Below are 19,104 nucleotides of genomic sequence, written 5' to 3' on the forward strand. Positions count from 1 at the left end.
CTCTGACCAAAAAGCGTCGGTCAGTGATACGCGAGCGCATACTGCGCAAGCCCAAGAATCCTGAGGTCGGCTACGGCCGGCCGCCGCCCGAGCACCAGTTCAAACCTGGTCAGAGTGGCAACCCAAAAGGCCGACCGAAGGGACGAAAAAGCGAAGCGAAGATGCTCGATGAAGTTCTCCAACGCAAGGTTGCGATAAGGGAGGCACAGGGTAGGCGCAAGATTACCGTTCTAGAGGCAATCCTGCACCGCTTCGCTGAAGACTCTCTCAAAGGCAACACGAAGAGCGCTGCATTCTTATTGGGTCGCTATGCAGCGACAACTGCAATCGGCCAAGATGCACCAGAACTCAGCGCGGACGACAAGGCCGTCATGGATGATTTCCTGAAGGATTTCCTCGCAGCAAACGGAGGGAAGAATACAAACGGAGGGCAAAGCGGTGAATGATATTGAAATCTTCAAGCTTTTATCTTGGGCCGCGATCCAAGGCGGCGGATCATTTGCCTGAGCTATGGCGCAGAATTGGCCGCAAAGCATGCGGCCGACTGTCGGGCCATCATAATGTCGGACTGGTTTCGCAGAGCGTTCCCGCAAATGATCGTGTCGCGGACGGCTGACTCCCACATCTACACCTCCAAACATGGCTTTCGTAAAACCAGCTCGGTCGGAGGCGCCCTCACCGGCTTAGGAGGCGACCTGTTTATTATTGATGACCCTCAGAAGCCTGTGGAGGCCCAATCTCAGCCTTTACGAGATCAAATGAACCAGTGGTTCTCCAATACGCTGATATCTCGCCTGGATAATAAGGAGAAGAGCGCCATCATTGTTGTGATGCAGCGCGTCCATCTTGGCGACCTGACCGGTTATCTCACCGAGACCTCCGATCGATGGACTGTTCTCAGTCTTCCGGCCATCGCTGAAGTCGACGAGCGCATTCAAATCGGTGATTCAAAATTCCACCACCGCCGCGCGGGTAAAGCGCTGCACGAAAGTTATGAATCGTTGGCCACTTTGGAGAAACTACGTCGGGAAATGGGGACGGAGGCCTTCAATGCGCAGGAGCAACAGGCCCCGGTTCCGCCGGGCGGGGCAATGATCCAACGGCGATGGCTTCGTTATTACGACACTCCACCCGAACGCTCGAGTAGCGCACGGATTATCCAGAGCTGGGATTGCGCGGGTAAGGAAGGCGCGCAAAACAGCTGGTCGGTGTGCACAACTTTTCTGCATGATCGGGACAATTACTATCTATTGGATGAGGCGCGAGGCCGTTTCAATTATCCAAAGCTTCGCCAGACGGCGCTCGCCTGCGCAGAAAGATATAATCCGACGGTGATTCTCATCGAGGATGCGTCTGCCGGCATCGCGCTCGCTCAGGAGCTCCGCGAGGCAGGCCAGTTCCGTGTTCAATCAATCCCTGTCCATCGTGACAAGGAAACGCGCCTGTATGTCCAAGCGGCCAAGTTTGAAGCCGGCCGCGTTTACTTCCCCAAGCACGCACCCTTCCTAGCTGAATTCGAGGCAGAACTGCTGACGTTTCCGCAAGGAAAGCACCATGATCGGGTCGACAGCTTAACGCAGGCGCTCGCGTTCGATAATTACGGATATGATGAGTCGCTTTCCTGGGTCGGGTAATAAACCCAGGCGCAATGCCGACCGCTGCGTCGCAGACCATAGGATAATCCTGATCCTATGGTCCCCTTCGCCCACCAGGCGTTGCGACACCTCATCGAAACAGCCGCTGGGCGCTTGCCCTCGGATCTTCGATCACATCGTGATCCAAGGCTGAAGATCTTCGCCATAAGATTATCCAGCTTCCGCTCGACTTCCCATGGCCGCAGAGCGGTAGTAGGTCGACTCTTAAGGAAAACTCGAGGAGGGCTCCAATAGATCCAGCAATCAAGTTCTTTGTTAGGAACATCATTCGCGCCCGGCAATGGCGACGCGGATCGCCGATTGGCCGAGGCCTGTGACGCCGCCATTGGCAGATTACCTTGAGCGTCTCCCAGATTATCGAGCAAATGATTGATGAGGTTGGCCGGAGCGATGACGAAGCGTCGCAGCGCAGCCGCATGAGGCAAGAGCAGATAGATCGGATTTAGGATTGGGGCCTGCCCGCGCTTCCTCTGCGCCCCGCAAATAGCGGGGCTTGTGTCCGTGGCACATCGCTTAATGGTGCCGATGACACAGAGGAGCTCAAAATGTCCATCAGCGAACCAAAGCCGAACGCGACCAAGGCTCGTTCGAGTCACACCAATCCACGGAAGCGCAAAGCTGGTTCGAAAGCTCCATCGGCGAAGGCATCTGCCGCTGGCCGAAATCGCTCCTTCCCGTTTGCATCAAAACAGGAAGCGGTACTTGCACTGCTGCAACGCGCGAAGGGCGCCGCGATCCCAGAGATCACCGAGGCCACCGGTTGGCAGCCGCACTCGGTGCGCGGCTTTCTGTCCGGCGTTGTCAAGAAGAAGCTCAAACTCAAGGTCGAGTCGCGGAAGGACGGCCGTGATCGAACCTATCGCATCAAGACTCGGGCCTCGTCATGATCCGGCCGGTACGTCGTGTCGGTAGCGATCGGATTGTCGAAGCCGAACTGGCGAAGCTCCTATTGATGCCAATTGCGAACTTGAGAATGCGATATCGCGAGCTGTTTCGGGCCGATCCGCCCAAGGCTTTCGGTCCGGACCTATTCCGACGCTCAATCGCACAGCGGATTCAGGAGCGCGCCTATGGCGGGCTGTCCGGGGAAATCGCTCGATTGTTGCGGCAGTTGGTCAAGGCGGCGAGAAGCAAACCGAACGGCAAGCTGGAACTGCCCCGCAGGATTAAGGCCGGCTCGGAGCTGGTGCGAACCTGGCAGGGCACGACCTACCGGGTGAAAGTCGTGGCGGATGGTTTTGCTTTTGAAGGCGAGACCTATGCCAGCCTGTCCGAGATCGCCACGAAGATTGCGGGCACCCGATGGAATGGTCCGCGCTTCTTTGGATTGCGGACGTCGACGGCGCCATCGGGTTCGGAGGATATGTCGAATGGCCAGTGACCGAAGAGGCGTCCTGCGCTGCGCCATCTACACCCGCAAATCCACCGAGCATGGGCTTGAGCAGGAGTTCAACTCGCTCGACGCCCAGCGGGAGGCCTGCGAGGCTTATATAAAGAGTCAGGCCTCGCAGGGCTGGCGGGCAGTTCCCACCCGCTATGACGATCCGGCCTATTCCGGTGGCAATCTCGAGCGCCCTGCCTTGAAACGCCTCCTTGCCGATATCGAGGCCGGCAAAGTCGACGTGGTCGTGGTCTACAAGATCGACCGCCTGACCCGGTCATTGGCCGATTTTGCCAAGCTGGTCGAAACTTTTGACGCCCGTTCGATCTCGTTTGTCGCGGTGACCCAGCAGTTCAATACCACGACCTCCATGGGTCGCCTGACCCTGAATGTGCTGTTGTCTTTTGCCCAATTCGAGCGGGAGCTTGCCTCCGAGCGGGTCAAGGACAAGATCGCCGCCTCCCGCAAGAAGGGCAAATGGACCGGGGGCACGGTGCCGCTCGGTTATGAGATCAAGGACAGGAAGCTCGTTATCAACAAGATCGAAGCACAAACCGTTCGGGCCATCTTCAAGCTCTATCTGCAGACAGGGTCACTCAACAAATTGATCCCCGAACTCGACAAGCGAAAGATCGTCACCAAGCGCCGCAACACCGAGATCAAGAAATACCAGGGCGGTATCCCCTTCACCTATGGCCCCCTCGCCTATCTCCTGAAGAACCGGATCTACCTCGGCGAAATCCATCACGGCGGCAAATGGTTCAAGGGCGAGCATCCGCCGATCCTGGATCAAAGCACCTTCAATCGGGTCCAGGACCAGCTCAAATCGAACACCGTCAATCGACCGAAAGGCCAGTCCGCCAACGACGCGCCCCTGACAGGCAAACTGTTCGACGACCGCGGCAATCGGATGGGGCCGAGCTTCAGCAGGAAAAACGGCGTCCGATACCGCTTCTACATCAGCACGGCCCTGCGCGGTCGAAGGCATCTCGCCGGATCGGTCAAACGCGTGCCGGCAATCGAGATCGAACAACTGATCGAGCAGGCCATTCGGAAGCAGCTCAACCTTGCCCATACCGCGCCAATCGACATCTTCGACGGCATCGACCGCGCGGTCATCAACGCCAAACACATCCGGATTACCATGAAGCCGGCATACACCGGACGGCCCATCGAGATTCCCTGGAGACTGGCGAAAACCAACGCCGCTACAGTCATCGAGCCCACGGGCCAGGGTAAATCCGATACCAAGCTTCTCCACGCAATTGTCCGCGCCCACGCCTGGCTCAACGACCTTAAGTCTGGGCGCTACGACTCAATCGAGGCGCTCGCTAAAGACGTCAAGCTTCATCCCAAAATCATCCGACAGCAACTGCGTCTCGCGTTCCTGGCGCCGTCAATTACAGAAGCGGCGCTTACAGGCGAGACTGGAAACATGCCGACCCTGGTGGCGATCCCTAAAACGTTGCCACTATCGTGGGCGAGGCAGCGGAAAGCGATAAAAAATAGGCTGTGACTAATGGCCTGAATGACTGCTTTGCGCCCGCATCTCGGTCATTGATCCTAGTAGCGGCTGCGGCCCAGAAGCGGACATGAGCGAGGCAGGGCAATTGGCATCTTTGCGCCAAAAGCGGAGGCAGGCGAGGCATCTCCGGAGCAGCGAAAGCTTAGAAAGCCTCTGCCGGGAAAGCCTCGGCTGAATGCGAAAACGATCCTGGGCGTAAGCCGATGCTCAGGCAGCTGTGGGGGGTACAAGTGGCCACGGCTGGCCGGCAGAAATATCGGGGTGGCGTGGCTCGGTCTCGACGGTGCCATCTTCGTCACGCAGGCTATCAAGATGGGTGAGACACTCCTTACCAAACGTTGCTTGCGCAGCGTCCTGACCAATGGTCATATGGAAGAGTGCCCGCCTCAACGTCGAACAATCGGCGGGCTGAACCTCACGGGTTACAAAGCCTGCATCGGACGTGTTCTCGCTAACAACCGTTGTCGCAAAGTTGCTCATCCGCATCGCGTGGCTTCGTAGAACTACGTCACGACCGAGAGGGTCGGCGGCAAGGAACAGGAAAATCTCCTCGGTTCCGCGCGCCGCGAGGATTTGAGCTTGGAGGCGCCGCGTCGGGCTTGAGGCATCGGCAAATCGTTGCTTAAGCCATTCGATGTCCGTCTCAGAAAGCTGGGGGGCGATTTTGTCGGTGTAGTCCCAGGCCGCACCATTGAGATCGGCGGCCCCCCGGGGACCCGCTGTGGCCTCGAGGACGGAAAATATCTCCTGCACCGGCAGCATCAAGGTCGCGTCATAAAACTCGTGCTGGACTCGCAGCTCAGGCATGCGTTGCACTAGCCCGATCAAAATGGCCGAGAGGTCGGCCGGAGCGATCGATTTCAGGGTGGGCAGCAGATCACGGACACTCCAAACCGGAAATCTCACTGGGTTGGGCAGGCTCGCGATGGCGGACAACAGGTCGCGTGGACGGTCTGACAGGGCATACAATGCGAGCCACTGGCGGAGCACGTAGTGGTCGTTTCCGAGCTGCCATGGCTCGGTCGCCGCGAGGTCTAGCAACTCAGGCAAACCGGCGTTGATATCGTCGGCGCGAAGAACGTAGCCACCTTCCCCCATGTTGGTCAGAAGGTTCTGGCGAGTGCGCGTGCCGAGATCGGCATGAAGAAGACCCTCTAGGAGGTCGCTCTGCTCTCCGTGTGGGATAAGAACCCCCAGCGCGGCAATCGAAGCTGCCCTCCGCGAATTTTCGGGATTTCGCCCTTGGCCGAATACTGTGCGAACAGCCTCGAAAATGGTCTGGCCTGCCGGCGAGGTCGCTGCCGGATCCGCTGCTCGGCGAAGGCGATTGGTGTTCGCTCGCTCGCGGTAATTGCGGCTTGTAAATGGGCCGGTCGAGGTACTAGGTACCGCGAGGCGCACAAGCCCTATAGCCGCGTCTGGGCCAAATCGATCGTCCAACAAGAAGGAGGAGAGAACCGCCTCCGCTTCTGGAGTTCCAACCAAGCTCAGCGCGTCGCGATAGCTCCAGGCGTAGCTCATCTGCATGCGCTGACGTAGTGCCTGATTGTTGGGTTCAGCCCTGCGCCGCACAACATCTGCCTGGTACAGCGCAAGATCGGCGCTGAGCATGTGACGAAGAACCGGCACGTGCGAGGGATGCGGGAAGCGCTTCATAGTACCGGCTAGTTCACCCAATGCATTGCGGTCAGGGGTTGCTGCTGAAAGCAGTCGCTGCGCCCACGTGTCGAGGCACTCAGCGAGAGCATCGAGAATAACTTGGCTCACAGGATCGGGGCGGCGGCGGTCTTGCTGGGAAGACAAGAGGTTTGCCAACCCTCTGATATCTTCTGCGTCTTCGCTTCCGGCATAGGTCGCGACGACGGACAACAGTACTTCGCGCTGAACACGACCGATGACATCTGCGACGTGCTTGACGGGGGCGTACGCCGCCTCAGTCCGGACACCGGTGGCGCGAAAGGCGCGATAGGTGGCTAGATAACGGTCACACAGCGTCTTGACGAGCTTTGGCCCAGCAAGCGTAGCTGCGTTTCGACTTGCATCGGAATTCAGGTCCTCGCGCGTTACGAGGGCATGGACAGGTCCATCATCTACTGTCCGCCCATAGATCAGGTAGTCCTCTTCGAACTGCCATGGGAGTTCTAAGCCCTGCTCTACACGGATTCTAAGTGCCCGGTCGACAACATCGGGATGGCGGCGAGCAATTTCAGTGATCATGCGGCCTTGGTCGGCTCGGAGGTCAGTCGCGGGATCGCTGAGTAAGCGCTCAATTACCTCGCCCTGCTGATCCATTGGGAGATAGTTGAGTGCCATACTGGCTTTTCGAAGCGGATCGGCCTCTTGGTCAAATGCCGACCGTCGCAATCCCTCAATACGTTGGATCAGATCGGGATCATTCAATTCATCGGTGTATCCTCGGCGCGCGATCGCATCGGCCGTATCGTTCCAGGACGATCGCAGTAGGGTCTCCGCGGCCTCGATGGAGCCCTCGAACAAGAGGGACTCGATCGCACGGATGCGCACTTCTGCACTTGGGTCACGCCCGGCAAGCGCCGCCGCCTTCTCTTCCTCTTCGATGCCGCCCGAATGGATCAGTTCCGAAATCAAACTCTCGCGAACTTCCTCCGTTAATCCCGAAAAATCACGGTCGAGGTGGTGCCCCAAGATAGCCATGTCAAAGCGCCCGCCACCGCGTAAAGCCGTGAGACGCACCTGGCTGTTCACGTTCGTCACGACGGGCCAAACAAGATCAGCGAATTCGGGTCGACCCGTCTCGATCATAAACGTGATTGCGCGATCTGCATTTGGCGGCACGTGCCACCGGCGAGCCCAAGCGAGCACCGAAGCGGAGACGTTCCACACGGCTTCCGCGCTGCGCCGAATGATCGCTGCGGCCAACATCGGATCAAGCTCAAGCGCCACGAGAACAACATGCGCAACGATCGCGCTCGCATTTTCTCTCGACATTCGCTCGCATGCGAAGAGGATGGCTTCCTCCCACCGTCGGCCGTTGACGCGCCCGGTGACGAACGGATCGGTCAGGGCGAACGGCGCATCACCGTGAGCGAGGAGGTCGCGCTCAATCGCCTTTGAGGCGTACCACTCCTGAAACTGATGATGTTGAAACTCGTATGTGCACCCAGAGTCAGTTTGGAGGGCGTGTGTATTCACGAGCACATCGAGGACATGGGCGGGGTTTGGGGGAGTCTGGACCTGATAGGTCGCGATAAGTTCAGCATTGGTGCGGCCGACCGCAATTGTCGCAGTCGTCGAACTGATGGCCGTGTTGCCTGAAGTATGGGCGTCAACCGCCAGTGCCACAAGATATGAGGCGTGTTGGTCGGACAGCTCGCGGCGCAGTACTTCTGCACGGATGTGATCTGCTTCATGGGTGCTCACAAACGACCGTAAAATTTCCTCTCTCGTTTCCGGTAGGCGACCATCGGTCGCGGTCCTCAAAAGCGTTGCAAGGTAGAGAGGGGTTGCCATTAGATCGCGCAATCCCCTGTTAGCTCGCGCGCGATCGAGAGTGGAGAGACCATTTTCCCCACTCACAGCCTGGGCTAACTCACGCTGCTGCGCGCGGTTTAGTGGCAGAACTCCCACACGGGGCCCGTCAAGTGGCACATCAAGCACCTGCGGCCGCGTGCTGAGCGCGATCGATAGCAACGGCAAATCGCGCCGAAGGCCGTTGATCTCGGTCATCGCGCGACGACGTGCATCCGATGGAATTTCGTTCCATCCGTCGAGTACCAATGAGGCTTCGCCGTGATTTGCGAGGAAGCGCAGATGGTTTGCGGTTAGGCCGGCGAACCATTGCCTGTTGGCGAGCCAGCCCAAAAAGTCGAGATTACTCTCCGCCCACTCCTGCAGCGGTACGATCAGGGGGATGGGTCCCGCGGCCGTTAGTAGGGAGCGCGCGATACCGACCATGGCCGTCGTCTTGCCGGTACCGGGGGGAGCAATCAACGCAAGCTCGCCAGAGCTTTGAAACGCCTCCGCGAGCCGGTCAACGTTGTAGGTTGGACCCGTTGCTTTGGCGCGGTTCTGAAAGACGAGCGGCACTATGTGCTGTGGCCATCCGTCGAGGCCTTCAAACGATTGAAGATGGTTCGTGGCGGATACGAGAGCCCGCGCCTTAACCCAATCGAGATCGTCATCCTGCGGGAGACCAAGATCGCTCCGCAGTGATGCGAGCTCGGCCCGAAGGTCTTGGGAGATTCTTTCGATCCGAGCAGGCCCTTCGCCGCTTGCCAGCTGCTCAAAGGCGCGCCCCTCCGCCTCTGCCTTCCACTTTTCCAGAAGGGCGACCGTGAAATGCTGCTCGTCGTAGTCGATTTGGTGAGCGTGGGTTTGGCAAAGCCAAATCCCATTGTGGAAGGACTTCCGCTCTTCCTTGGTCTGGGTCGCATCCCATCGCGCAAAGCCAGGAGATGCCGCCTTGATATGCGCAGCTACCCCAACATTGTTAGCGCCAGGCTCGCCCATGCGGGGGCCAATGGTCGAGCGCTGACAATCAGGATTTGAGCAAAGCCAGCCGACACGCTGCGCCAGTAAGGTTCGTACTTTGGCTGGAAAATCGTCGCGCTGTGGCGAGCGACTCTCAGATGGCTCGGCGGTCTCCAGCGGCGGTGGCATTAATGCAACTCCAAAACGCGAAGGAAAGCGTCTATCGGCGAAGTATAAGTTCATCATTGAATGATATTGGGCTATCAACAAAGGCGAGCCGTTGGCTACAACGCCGTCCTACCCGAATTTTGGAATAGCTACGACGCGCCACAATACCCCGAACTACGGTGCTTCACCGACGACAAAATCAATCTCATTTTCCTGCGCTACCAATGGAATATTGAGACTAGCGGCAGCGCGTATGAATCGCGAGGTGAGAACCTGTCCAATATCGACTTTATACAGCACTAGAAGAGTCGCCAATGTGGAACGTGCTTTTCGGGCTCAAGGGGGGGCGGCGCGGCGCCAGAACCGGTCATGCATAGAATGCTCTCGGCGCGGGCGGCGAACCGTGTAGAATTCGGGCATGGATTCGCGCGCCAAGCATCTCGATGATCTAAGGCTGGCAATCCGGGAGCTTGATGCGACCGGACAGACTGGTTTTGAGGGGTTTGTCGCGGCTGTTCTTCAAGCGATCACTGGTCAGCCCTTTCGGCTCGCCAGCAGCGGCGCGCAGCGCGGGCGCCATGGCAACTCTGCCTTCGACCAGGGCGCGACTTACTTTGAGGCGAAGCGCTACGAAGACGAAGTCCCAAAGAAGGACGTTACAATCAAGCTCGCAGAACTGGCCGTTGATGACCGGGGTCAGGTTGATTTGTGGGTCTTAGGTAGTACCGCAGACACTTCAGCGCAGCATGCAAAGGATTATGAGGAACTGGGCGCGCAGCACGGTATCGGAGTGCTCCTCCTCGACTGGACGGGAGATTTTCCAACGCTGGCCCTTGCCGCGCAGCTCGCCAGAACGCAGGCAGGTGCATTTCTGAAAGCCAATCTCACTAAGCCCGGCGGGACGGCACTGGCAGATGCCGCCATCACCGCCCTCGATACGCTTGGAACAGAGCCGGGGTGGGGTGCGGCAGCCAAATCCCTACAAGCCAAACTGAGCGATGCGAATGTGGGCCTTGGCCTCGTAAAGGCCGCCAACAGCAAATGGCTGCGATCGTTGTTCGCAGATCGCAAGAAATCACACATCGAGTTCGGGCAGGGTTTGGCTCCTCTCGCCGGGGAGGGCAGCTATCCATTGCAGAGCCGTCCGCTGGTGAAGGAGCTCGCGAGTGCATTTTCCGGGACGTGCACTTACGACTTCCATGCCGTTCTTGGCGAGGAGGGCGCCGGAAAGTCGTGGCTTACCGTTCAAGCTTGGCTCGAGAGCTATCCTCAGTGTCTTTTTGTTGTCAGCACCGCCGATCAGTTCACCGATGACGTTCACAACGACATTGATGGATTCCTGATCAGGAAGATTGCCCATCAGATAGGCGCTGCCGACACGGAGGCCTTTAGGACACGCTGGCGCCGTCGTTTTCGTGGCTGGCGCGAAAACGACGATCCCGAGAATGTCCGCATAGTTTTGTTCATAGACGGGCTAAACCAGGCACCAAACATCTCTTGGCGACGGCGGCTCGATCCGCTGGCCAGCACGCTTCGCGAACTGGGCGGCCAACTCGTCATTACAACACGAACGGGCCACTTCGCGCAGTTTCGGCAATCCCTCGCCAACAACCCAAAGCGCGTGGTGGTACCGGATTGGTCACCGGACGAACTGAGAGTGGTGCTTGTTGACCGAGGCGTCAACGCAGATGCTCTGAGCGCGGATGTGTTTGCCACGCTCCGAAACCCTCGCATCCTCTCCATGGCACTGGAGCTTCTTGATGCGAAAGAGATCGAGCGGATCGAAGAATTTAGTGTCGGTAGGCTTCTGTTTGAGTATATGCGCAGGTCCGATCACGGCAACGCCGTCGCCATCCCGGCACGTGAGTTTGAAAGGACACTGCGCGCTATCGCAGACCAGTTTGTGAGCCGGCTCAAGAGTGAGGACCACGACGATCTGCAGCGGTTCGATGCAGCGAATGATGCCAAGCTCGCTGCCATCGCATCAAGCCGCTACTTCGTCCAAGACCCAGGAGATACGGACCTATATTCCATTCGTGACGAGGGATTAAGCCTCGCCCTCGGCCTCTGGCTAGTCAGCGTGCTTGAAAAAGAGGACCGGCATTGCCGAGATCCCGGCGCCAAGCTCGTCGAGGTGGTGGGACCGATCGCTGCGCTCGATCAAGCAGCGGAAGTGGTTGCAAGCGCTGTCCACGCGTCCTGCTTAAATGAGGCATGCCCAACCTCTGTCAGAGCCGCGCTGATAGAGCACTTTCTGGGTTTGCAAAATCTTCCCGACAATGGCTTTGATGCCTTTGCCGCGCTGAACCGAAAAGCACCGGATGCGTTTGTGCTGGCTGCCGAACGTATCGCGTTGACAATATCCCACGTGCCGAGCGGTGATTGGGTTGGAGAAGCGCTCACCCGCTGGCGCGACGATCCTGCCGTCGCGGCCGTGCTCAAAAAAAAGATTCCTGAATGGCTCTCGCTCTATTCGCTGGCGCCCGAGCGTATGATGTTCCGCCAGGCCGGCCGCGACACGGAGGAACAGGTCCAAGAGGAGCGTGCGCGGCGCGGAGGAGATATCCAAAGGCATATTGGCGCGCTTACAGACATGGAGCGGGGCAAGATGGCGCTGCTGACGGAAGCGCCAGAGCCGCACTTCGGTGACCTGCAAAGCCTCGCCCTCCAACTCCTCGCCGGCTGGCCGCTCGCTGAGTTTGCCCCCGCGCTCGTCAATTGGGCCTTCTCCGATGCTCTTGGCAGCAGCATCCACACACCGCGAAAAGAGTTCGAGTACCTGATCCGGTTCAACCATGAAGACTGGGCGCAGACCCGCGAGGCTTTGCTAAACGCGTCGGTATGGCTGGAGGCGGACAAAGATCGATCATGGGTCGGCGGCTGGACGCTCGTTCATATACTGCGATCAACAGGCGCTCCCGATGATGCCGCGAAGGCGGAGGATCTCGCCGACTGGCTGACACGCGACCGCGAACGCTATGGTGGGTGGCGGAGCGTCGAGGACTACTGCGCCTCCGATCCGTGTGACCCCGGTACCGGCAAGCCGGAGAATGTCGAAGTGACCGCCGCCAAGTTTGACGAGCTGGCAACCAGCCAGCTGTCAACGCAGCTCGGTAAGACGTTCGAAGATCACTTCCTGACCGATGCCTTGCCGGGCATAGCCCGCTTCCGGCCAGACGCTGGCATATCGCTTCTACGTCGCCTCGCTCAGGAGGTGCTGGCGCGCGAAGCCTTCGCGAGGCGGCAAGGCGTGCTGACGCTGCTTCCCCACAGTGCCGCACTTGGCGAAACCATTGCCCGTGAGTTTCTGGTCGCAGGGCAAGCTAGCGAGAATACGCTGCGCTCTGATGAGGCGGGCCGGGATGCCTGGCTCACCGCGCAGTATTCGCTATCGATTGCTATGCCCTATCTCACCGGGGACCAGCAGCTTGACGCGATCGCTGGCTCTAGGGGCAACCTGCTCCTCTTGCAGATGATGGAGGCCCTGAGGCCCGCTTCGCCAGCCCGCGCGCAATTCTGGCTGGAGGCCGCAAGCGAAAGTGGGGACTCGAATTTGCAGACGCGCGTTCTCGGTGCGCTTCATTATTCGGGTACTGAGCTGCTACCGGAATCCTACAGACTTGTCGGCAGTTTCCTCAGATCATTAGATCATCTGGTCCACACGCAGGCGCTCGGCATCCTCTCGCGCGGCACTCATGAAGGCGAGCTCGCAAAGTTCGTCGATAGTGGGTGGACGGCGCGCGCTATCTCGCTTCGCAAGAAGTGGTTCGAGGTATGGTATGGCTCGCGAGCCTTATTGGTGGCTGCTTCGGCCGGACTCATCTCCGCTGCCGATGCAATCGACCGTCTGCGGCTCAGTCATTTTGGGTTTGCCGCAACAGAGCTCGGACCTGACGGCGCGCGGCTTGCGGGAGACCTCATTGATGTCGCCCTCGCACGCGTGCTGGCCTACAAGGGGAGCAGCGACCTGCCGGAGATCGAGTCACCGGGTTCAATCGAGCTAACGCAAAGCCCACCTATGGTGTCTCTCGATGAACGTATCGAAGAGCCCAAGAGCCCGCAGGAAGCTTTCGATCGCATCAATGAGTCCCCGGCCGAGTACAGCGCTCGCCAAAAGCGCGCCGGTAAGGCATATGAGCGGTTCGCGAAGGACATTGAGGCCGCCGACGCCGATCTCGCCGTGGAGGATCTAACAAGAGCCGGAGTCACCGCGATCGCGGCTGCTGCGCCGGACAAGGCGGCGCAGTGGTTACAGCGCCTAGTGGGCGCGGCCGACGAGCCATTTAGCAACCTCTACCATTTTGCTCATCAACTTGCTCACGCTCTGGCGACGATCGATTCCAACGCGGCTGAGACGATCTTTCGGCGCCTGGAGACTGCGCGGCCGACGATTAACCGGGTTGTCGGGCCTGCCAAGGTGCCGTCCGAACTCCTTTCGCTCTGGTCGCTCGCGGAGCACCCCCCGCTACGTGATCTGGTATTTGAGCGACTGGACCGTGCCGGTACGGACGCTGAGATCGCCGAACTGGTCCTCGCTGCGGAAATGACGGGGCAGAGTACTGTCCTTGATGAGTATGTGATCACTCGGCGCGCTGTCGGCGAGCCGGCGGTGATCTGCCGAGCCTTGATGGTTTGCGGTTATGCACGCGAAAGCGCAGACCGCGCTGCGATCTTGTCGCTTTACGAAGGAGCCAAGGGCTTCATCGGCACGGCAGCAACAGCCGCGAAAGAGGCCTACGAGCGAAACATCTGGGCGCAGCACTGGTACAAGGAGATGCTCAACGCGCCAAGCGAGATGGAGTTCTGGCGCTGCTCCGTGCTGCTAGCCAAGATCGTCGATGGGAGATTTTCACTCTGGGAGTACCCTGCCGAGGGCGCCACTAAAATCTTCTCGCGGTTTCTGCCGACGATTAAGGCCCACATCAAGCGGCGGATCGGCAAGTGGAAGGATAAACGCAAGAAAACGCTATTTGGGGGAGACGTACCAGATGACCACTACCTAAGGTGCACCTAGCGGAAGCAGATCACGCCCACCGAGCTGCCGCCGGTGACAGTTTCGTTCCCCAACGAAAGCTTCGTGTTGATATGTAGGGCCACCTGAAAAAGTACGTGGGCCGGAAAAGCACGACGTCGTAATGATGCAGAGTGTTGCAACCGTCTTTGGCTGAAGTTGTGTTCTGCCGCGCGACGAGCGCTTGCCTTCTCCGGTGCCTGCTTTGGGCAAGTTCCGGTCCTCGACATTCATCGGCGATATGTCCGCTTCTCGCTTGAAGCACCCAATGGCGGACAGTCTGCCACCGGCCCCATTTCGGATATTCCACCGCACAACGTTGATGCCTGCTTGTGGCCAATAACTGATGTTCACTTCCAGCAAATTACATAGCCCGCTTTTCATCGACGCGGCGACGCCACGAGTACCACTCGAGAAGGACCTCTCCGGAATAGACCCCGCAAAAATGCAAATGCAGCGATCCGATATTCTTTCAGCTCTTGTCTTTACAGCGCCCGCAACCGGATCGAGGGATTCTCTAGCCCAACTCAAGCAACGCCGTCGGGCATCAACGTCACGACAAGTGCGTCGCCCACTCGTCCAGTTTGTGCCCCCGGCTGTGGCTCCGAATTGATGAGATCCACGCCCGAACAGAGCGACTTCATTATTAGAGGAATGGACTGCCACCGGCGGGCGGCAGTCTGGATCGAACTATGTCTCTAGGCTCGGCTTCCCAAAAACGGGAATATTCGGGGCGACAACCGGAGACTTTTGCCATTTCAGGCGCCTCCGAGCATGAAAGGAGACACACGGAACCGAAAGCTGAGCACACAAAACCCGCCATTGGCGGGGCTTTTCGCTAATCCTTTGGAGATTCTAGAATATATCAGACTGCATGGCTGGGGCGGGAGGGATCGAACCTCCGAATGGGGGAATCAAAATCCCCTGCCTTACCGCTTGGCTACGCCCCAACGGCCCGAAAATGCACGGAACATAGTCTCGCAGACTTTCTCGAGCCCTGCCGGTCTACAGACAGTGCCGTGTCTTTTCAACCGGCCGGCGACGCCTGAAAAGGTTGGACCCATTTCAAACCCCTTCCCGTCAGCGCGGGACCGCATCCCGCCTTCCTGGAAAGGTTGAGAGCCGCGCGTTTTGGTGGAAAGACTGCTCTCGACTCATAATATGACAGGAGGCCCTCTCCCTGTCAGGCCCTTGCTCCCGAGGCACCGTCATGACCTATCGCGCTCCGATCAGCGACATGCTCCTTGCACTCAACCACGGCGCCGGGCTGAAGGACGCGGTCGGGGCTGGTTACTACGGAAACTTCGATATTGAGATCACGGCAGCGATACTGGAAGAGGCGGGCCGGTTCGCGAGCGAGGTTTTGGCGCCGCTCAACCGCGCCGGAGACCAGCATGGCGCGAGGCTGGACGATGGGCACGTGACAACCGCGCCCGGCTGGGCCGACGCCTACCGGCGCTGGACGGCGGCGGGCTGGAACGCCGTCTCGGGGCCGGAGGATTTCGGCGGACAGGGGCTACCGCTTGCGATCAACGCCGCCTGCACCGAAATCTGGAGCGCGGCGAATATCGCCTTCGGCCTGTGTCCACTGCTGACACTCAGCGCGATCGAAGCGCTGCACACCCATGGCAGCGACGCGCTGAAGGCGATCTATCTCGAAAAACTAGTGTCCGGCGACTGGACCGGCACGATGCAACTGACCGAGCCGCAGGCGGGCTCGGATGTCGGTGCCCTGCGCAGCCGGGCCGAACGCGCCCCCGACGGTAGCTACCGCATCTTCGGCACCAAGATCTTCATCACCTATGGCGACCACGACATGACCGAGAACATCGTGCATTTCGTGCTTGCACGACTGCCCGATGCGCCCGCCGGAACCAAGGGAATCTCGCTATTCCTGATTCCGAAATTCCTCGTCAACGCCGACGGCTCGCTCGGCGCGCGAAACGACATCCACGTTAGCGGCCTCGAGCACAAGCTCGGTATCCACGCTTCACCGACCTGCACCATGACCCTGGGCGATGACGGCGGCGCCGTCGGCTATCTGATTGGCGAGGAAAATCGCGGCATGCGGTGCATGTTCACGATGATGAATCAGGCCCGGCTCGCCGTCGGACTCGAGGGCGTCGGCATTGCGGAACGTGCTTACCAGCAGGCGCTCGCTTATGCGCGGGAGCGCAGACAGGGACGCGCCGTCGGCGTATCCGGCGACAGCATGGACGCCATTATCGTACATCCCGACGTCAGGCGCATGCTGATGCAGATGCGCGCCCTCACCGCCGCCGCCCGCTCCATCTGCTACGCCACCGCCGTCGCACTGGATGTAGCGGCGCGCGCGACCGATCCCGAGGTGCACGCGGCCGCCGTCGCCCGCGGCGCACTTCTGACGCCGATCGCAAAGGCCTTTTCGACGGACACCGGCAACGAGGTGGCCTCGCTCGGCATTCAAGTTCACGGCGGCATGGGGTTCATCGAGGAGACCGGCGCGGCGCAGCATTATCGCGACGCGCGCATCACCTCGATCTACGAAGGCACCAACGGCATCCAGGCGATCGATCTGGTGACACGCAAGCTGGGGGCGGACGGAGGCGCTGCGGTGCGCGCTCTTCTCGACGAACTGTCCAAGATCGTCGCGCGCGTCGAAGCCTCGAACGATCCCGCGTTCGGCACGGCCGGTACAAGACTGCGCGATGCGCTTGGGTCGCTCGAACGCGCGAGCAACTGGATTCTGGAGCGGCTGACCTCCTCGCCAAACGATGCGCTGGCCGGCGCAACGCCGTATCTGCGGCTGTTCGGGTCGACGCTCGGCGGATGCAAACTTGCGGAAGAAGCTCTCGCAGCGCGCGATTCCAGCGAGGGGTTCGGCGACCCTTTGCGTTACGTTACGCTGGCGCGCTTCTTCGCCGAGAATGTCGCTGTGCAGGCTCCAGCGCTGGAGCGCACGGTGATCGACGGCGCAGAAGCCATCAACAGCGCCGAGGCAATCTTGCTGGACTGAATTCCCGCGACACCGACAGGCTCGAACCCATGGGACATCTCCTGGTCAGCGACAATGACGCCATCCGCGTCATCACTCTGCAACGCCCCGAGAAAAAGAACGCGATCACCCGGGACATGTATCGCGCGATGAGCGGTGCCATCGACAGCGCGCAGAATGATCCGGTGATCCGCTGCATCGTCATCACCGGCAACTCCGGCGTGTTCACGGCAGGCAACGACCTCGACGATTTCCTGAAGGACGGCACTTCTGGCGGCGGCGATGAACCCGCTTCCGATGCGGTGAAATTCCTCTACTCGCTAGTGCAGAATACCAAGCCGCTGATCGCAGCGGTGGAAGGTATCGCCGTCGGCATCGGCACCACCATGCTGTTCCATTGCGACTATGTTCTCGCCGGAAGCTCGGCGACGTTCTCGACTCCTTTCATCCATCTCGGTCTGGTTCCGGAAGGCGCATCCAGCCTGCTCGCGCCACAGTCGATCGGTTATCAGCGCGCCTTCGCCATGCTGGTGATGGGGCACACACTCAACGCGAATGAGGCTCGCGAGGCGGGATTCGTCAATACCGTGGTCACGCCGGGCGAAGCCGCGGCCGAGGCCGAAAAGATCGCCCGCGAAATCTGCGCACTGCCGGCGGAAGCCGTCGCGCTTTCGCGCAAGCTTCTGAAACCGCAGCCGGAGGAGTTGACGCGCCGGATCGACCTGGAAAGCCGTCTGTTTGGGGAGCGGTTGCGCTCGGAGGAAGCGATCGCTGCATTCCAAACGTTCTTCGCCCGCAAGAAGCGATGACGAGCGATAGCGAGATCCACGAGGCTCCCGCCTGCATGGAGGACGAAAGCGCAAGCCGCGGTTCGCCCTCGCTCTTGCCGCGTCAGCCATGGTACCATGAGGCGCCAACGCGCACTTTCGGAACCTCGCCCGACCCGATACCATCGACTTTCACTGCCCCGCGATGCCGACGTGGCGGCCAGGATACTGCATGACAACGCTGGTTCTCACGCATGCTGCCAGTTTCGGTCATCTGACGCCGCCCGGTCACCCGGAGCGGCCGGATCGGATTCGTGCCATCGAGGAGGTGCTGACCGGAGATCGCTTCAGGAATCTGACGCGCGGCGAGGCCCCCGAAGGATCGCTGGATTCAGTCGCTCTCTGCCACAACGAGCATTATATCGGAGAACTCCGGCATCTCTCGCCGACAGATGGTCTGGTTTATCTCGACAGCGACACCTCAATGTCGCCGGGGACATGGGAGGCGGCGATGCGCGGCGTCGGCGGCGCGATCGCGGCAACAGAAGCCGTCATCACCGGCGATGCGAGCAACGCGTTCGTCGCCACGCGCCCTCCCGGACATCATGCCGAGACCGGTAGAGCGATGGGCTTCTGCTTGTTCGACCAGGCAGCCATCGCGGCGAGGCATGCCCAGCGCAAGCACGGGATCGACCGCGTGGCGGTGGTGGACTTCGACGTGCATCACGGTAACGGCACGCAGGATATTTTCTGGGCCGACCGATCGGTCATGTACTGCTCGACGCACCAGATGCCGCTGTTCCCGGGCAGCGGCGCCATCAGCGAACGCGGCGATCACGACACCATCGTCAATGCGCCGTTGGCGTCCGGCGACGGTGGGGCCAAATTTCGTTCCGCGTTCGACAACTTGATCCTTCCTCGGCTCGAGAAATTCGCGCCGGAACTCTTGGTAATCTCCGCAGGCTTTGACGCGCACAGTCGCGATCCATTGGCCAATCTCAATCTGTCCGCGAGCGATTTCGGATGGGTGACCCGCAAATTGATGGATATCGCTGACGCGACGGCAGGCGGTCGAATTGTTTCGGTGCTCGAGGGCGGCTATGATCTAAAAGGATTGCAGGATTCGGTGGCCGCGCATGTCGCCGCACTCATGGGTGCGTGACAATGTGCCGCG

The 19,104-nt window shown here is 59.7% G+C and carries 10 protein-coding genes and 1 tRNA gene; 9 read left to right on the forward strand and 2 right to left on the reverse strand.

Features of this window, described 5'->3' with window-relative positions; genetic code table 11:
* The first annotated feature begins 23 nt into the window (after positions 1 to 23).
* From AC1RT6_RS06685 to AC1RT6_RS06705, 5 genes are all read left to right on the forward strand, one after another.
* Positions 24 to 446, forward strand: coding sequence for a DUF5681 domain-containing protein (locus AC1RT6_RS06685; RefSeq protein WP_493029328.1), 423 nt, complete (start codon positions 24 to 26; stop codon positions 444 to 446).
* 24 nt (positions 447 to 470) lie between these two features.
* Positions 471 to 1,634, forward strand: a complete 1,164-nt coding sequence (gene terL, locus AC1RT6_RS06690) for a phage terminase large subunit (protein ID WP_493029329.1) — start codon at positions 471 to 473, stop codon at positions 1,632 to 1,634.
* Between the two features lie 566 nt (positions 1,635 to 2,200).
* The gene (locus tag AC1RT6_RS06695) at positions 2,201 to 2,542 is read left to right on the forward strand and encodes a DUF3489 domain-containing protein (RefSeq protein WP_472791309.1); all 342 of its coding nucleotides are present in this window, start codon (positions 2,201 to 2,203) and stop codon (positions 2,540 to 2,542) included.
* The gene (locus tag AC1RT6_RS06700; protein WP_472791308.1) at positions 2,539 to 3,036 is read left to right on the forward strand and encodes a DUF2924 domain-containing protein; all 498 of its coding nucleotides are present in this window, start codon (positions 2,539 to 2,541) and stop codon (positions 3,034 to 3,036) included. The genes AC1RT6_RS06695 and AC1RT6_RS06700 overlap by 4 nt, the downstream gene beginning before the upstream one ends.
* Complete coding sequence (locus AC1RT6_RS06705; protein WP_472791307.1) at positions 3,026 to 4,552, forward strand: recombinase family protein; 1,527 nt, start codon at positions 3,026 to 3,028, stop codon at positions 4,550 to 4,552. Before AC1RT6_RS06700 ends, AC1RT6_RS06705 begins: the two co-directional genes overlap by 11 nt.
* A gap of 216 nt (positions 4,553 to 4,768) precedes the next feature.
* Here the strand turns inward: AC1RT6_RS06705 and AC1RT6_RS06710 are convergent, their stop codons facing one another.
* A complete protein-coding gene (locus AC1RT6_RS06710; protein WP_472791306.1) occupies positions 4,769 to 9,199 on the reverse strand; it encodes an NACHT domain-containing protein in 4,431 nt (1,476 codons plus the stop codon).
* Positions 9,200 to 9,596: 397 nt separating this feature from the next.
* On the opposite strand from AC1RT6_RS06710, the gene AC1RT6_RS06715 reads away from it, so the two are divergent.
* Entirely contained in the window at positions 9,597 to 14,192 is a 4,596-nt protein-coding gene (locus AC1RT6_RS06715; protein ID WP_472791305.1) for a hypothetical protein, read from the forward strand.
* An 872-nt stretch (positions 14,193 to 15,064) separates the two neighbouring features.
* Here the strand turns inward: AC1RT6_RS06715 and AC1RT6_RS06720 are convergent.
* Positions 15,065 to 15,139 (reverse strand) — tRNA-Gln (locus AC1RT6_RS06720).
* Positions 15,140 to 15,399: 260 nt separating this feature from the next.
* Here AC1RT6_RS06720 and AC1RT6_RS06725 point away from each other — a divergent pair.
* From AC1RT6_RS06725 to AC1RT6_RS06735, 3 genes are all read left to right on the forward strand, one after another.
* Entirely contained in the window at positions 15,400 to 17,184 is a 1,785-nt protein-coding gene (locus AC1RT6_RS06725; protein ID WP_079445775.1) for an acyl-CoA dehydrogenase family protein, read from the forward strand.
* Between the two features lie 29 nt (positions 17,185 to 17,213).
* Positions 17,214 to 17,972, forward strand: coding sequence for an enoyl-CoA hydratase-related protein (locus AC1RT6_RS06730; RefSeq protein WP_079445774.1), 759 nt, complete (start codon positions 17,214 to 17,216; stop codon positions 17,970 to 17,972).
* A gap of 190 nt (positions 17,973 to 18,162) precedes the next feature.
* The gene (locus AC1RT6_RS06735) at positions 18,163 to 19,092 is read left to right on the forward strand and encodes a histone deacetylase family protein (RefSeq protein WP_079445795.1); all 930 of its coding nucleotides are present in this window, start codon (positions 18,163 to 18,165) and stop codon (positions 19,090 to 19,092) included.
* Positions 19,093 to 19,104 lie beyond the last annotated feature (12 nt).

The organism is Nitrobacter sp. MLSD-S21 (assembly GCF_058809865.1).

Bases quoted from the DNA above. Each gene is read 5' to 3' on its own strand.
- AC1RT6_RS06730 (WP_079445774.1), top strand. From the start codon at position 17,214: ATGGGACATCTCCTGGTCAGCGACAATGACGCCATCCGCGTCATCACT.
- AC1RT6_RS06735 (WP_079445795.1), top strand. From the start codon at position 18,163: ATGACAACGCTGGTTCTCACGCATGCTGCCAGTTTCGGTCATCTGACG.
- AC1RT6_RS06700 (WP_472791308.1), top strand. From the start codon at position 2,539: ATGATCCGGCCGGTACGTCGTGTCGGTAGCGATCGGATTGTCGAAGCC.
- AC1RT6_RS06705 (WP_472791307.1), top strand. From the start codon at position 3,026: ATGGCCAGTGACCGAAGAGGCGTCCTGCGCTGCGCCATCTACACCCGC.
- AC1RT6_RS06710 (WP_472791306.1), bottom strand. From the start codon at position 9,199: ATGCCACCGCCGCTGGAGACCGCCGAGCCATCTGAGAGTCGCTCGCCA.
- AC1RT6_RS06695 (WP_472791309.1), top strand. From the start codon at position 2,201: ATGTCCATCAGCGAACCAAAGCCGAACGCGACCAAGGCTCGTTCGAGT.
- AC1RT6_RS06725 (WP_079445775.1), top strand. From the start codon at position 15,400: ATGACCTATCGCGCTCCGATCAGCGACATGCTCCTTGCACTCAACCAC.
- AC1RT6_RS06715 (WP_472791305.1), top strand. From the start codon at position 9,597: ATGGATTCGCGCGCCAAGCATCTCGATGATCTAAGGCTGGCAATCCGG.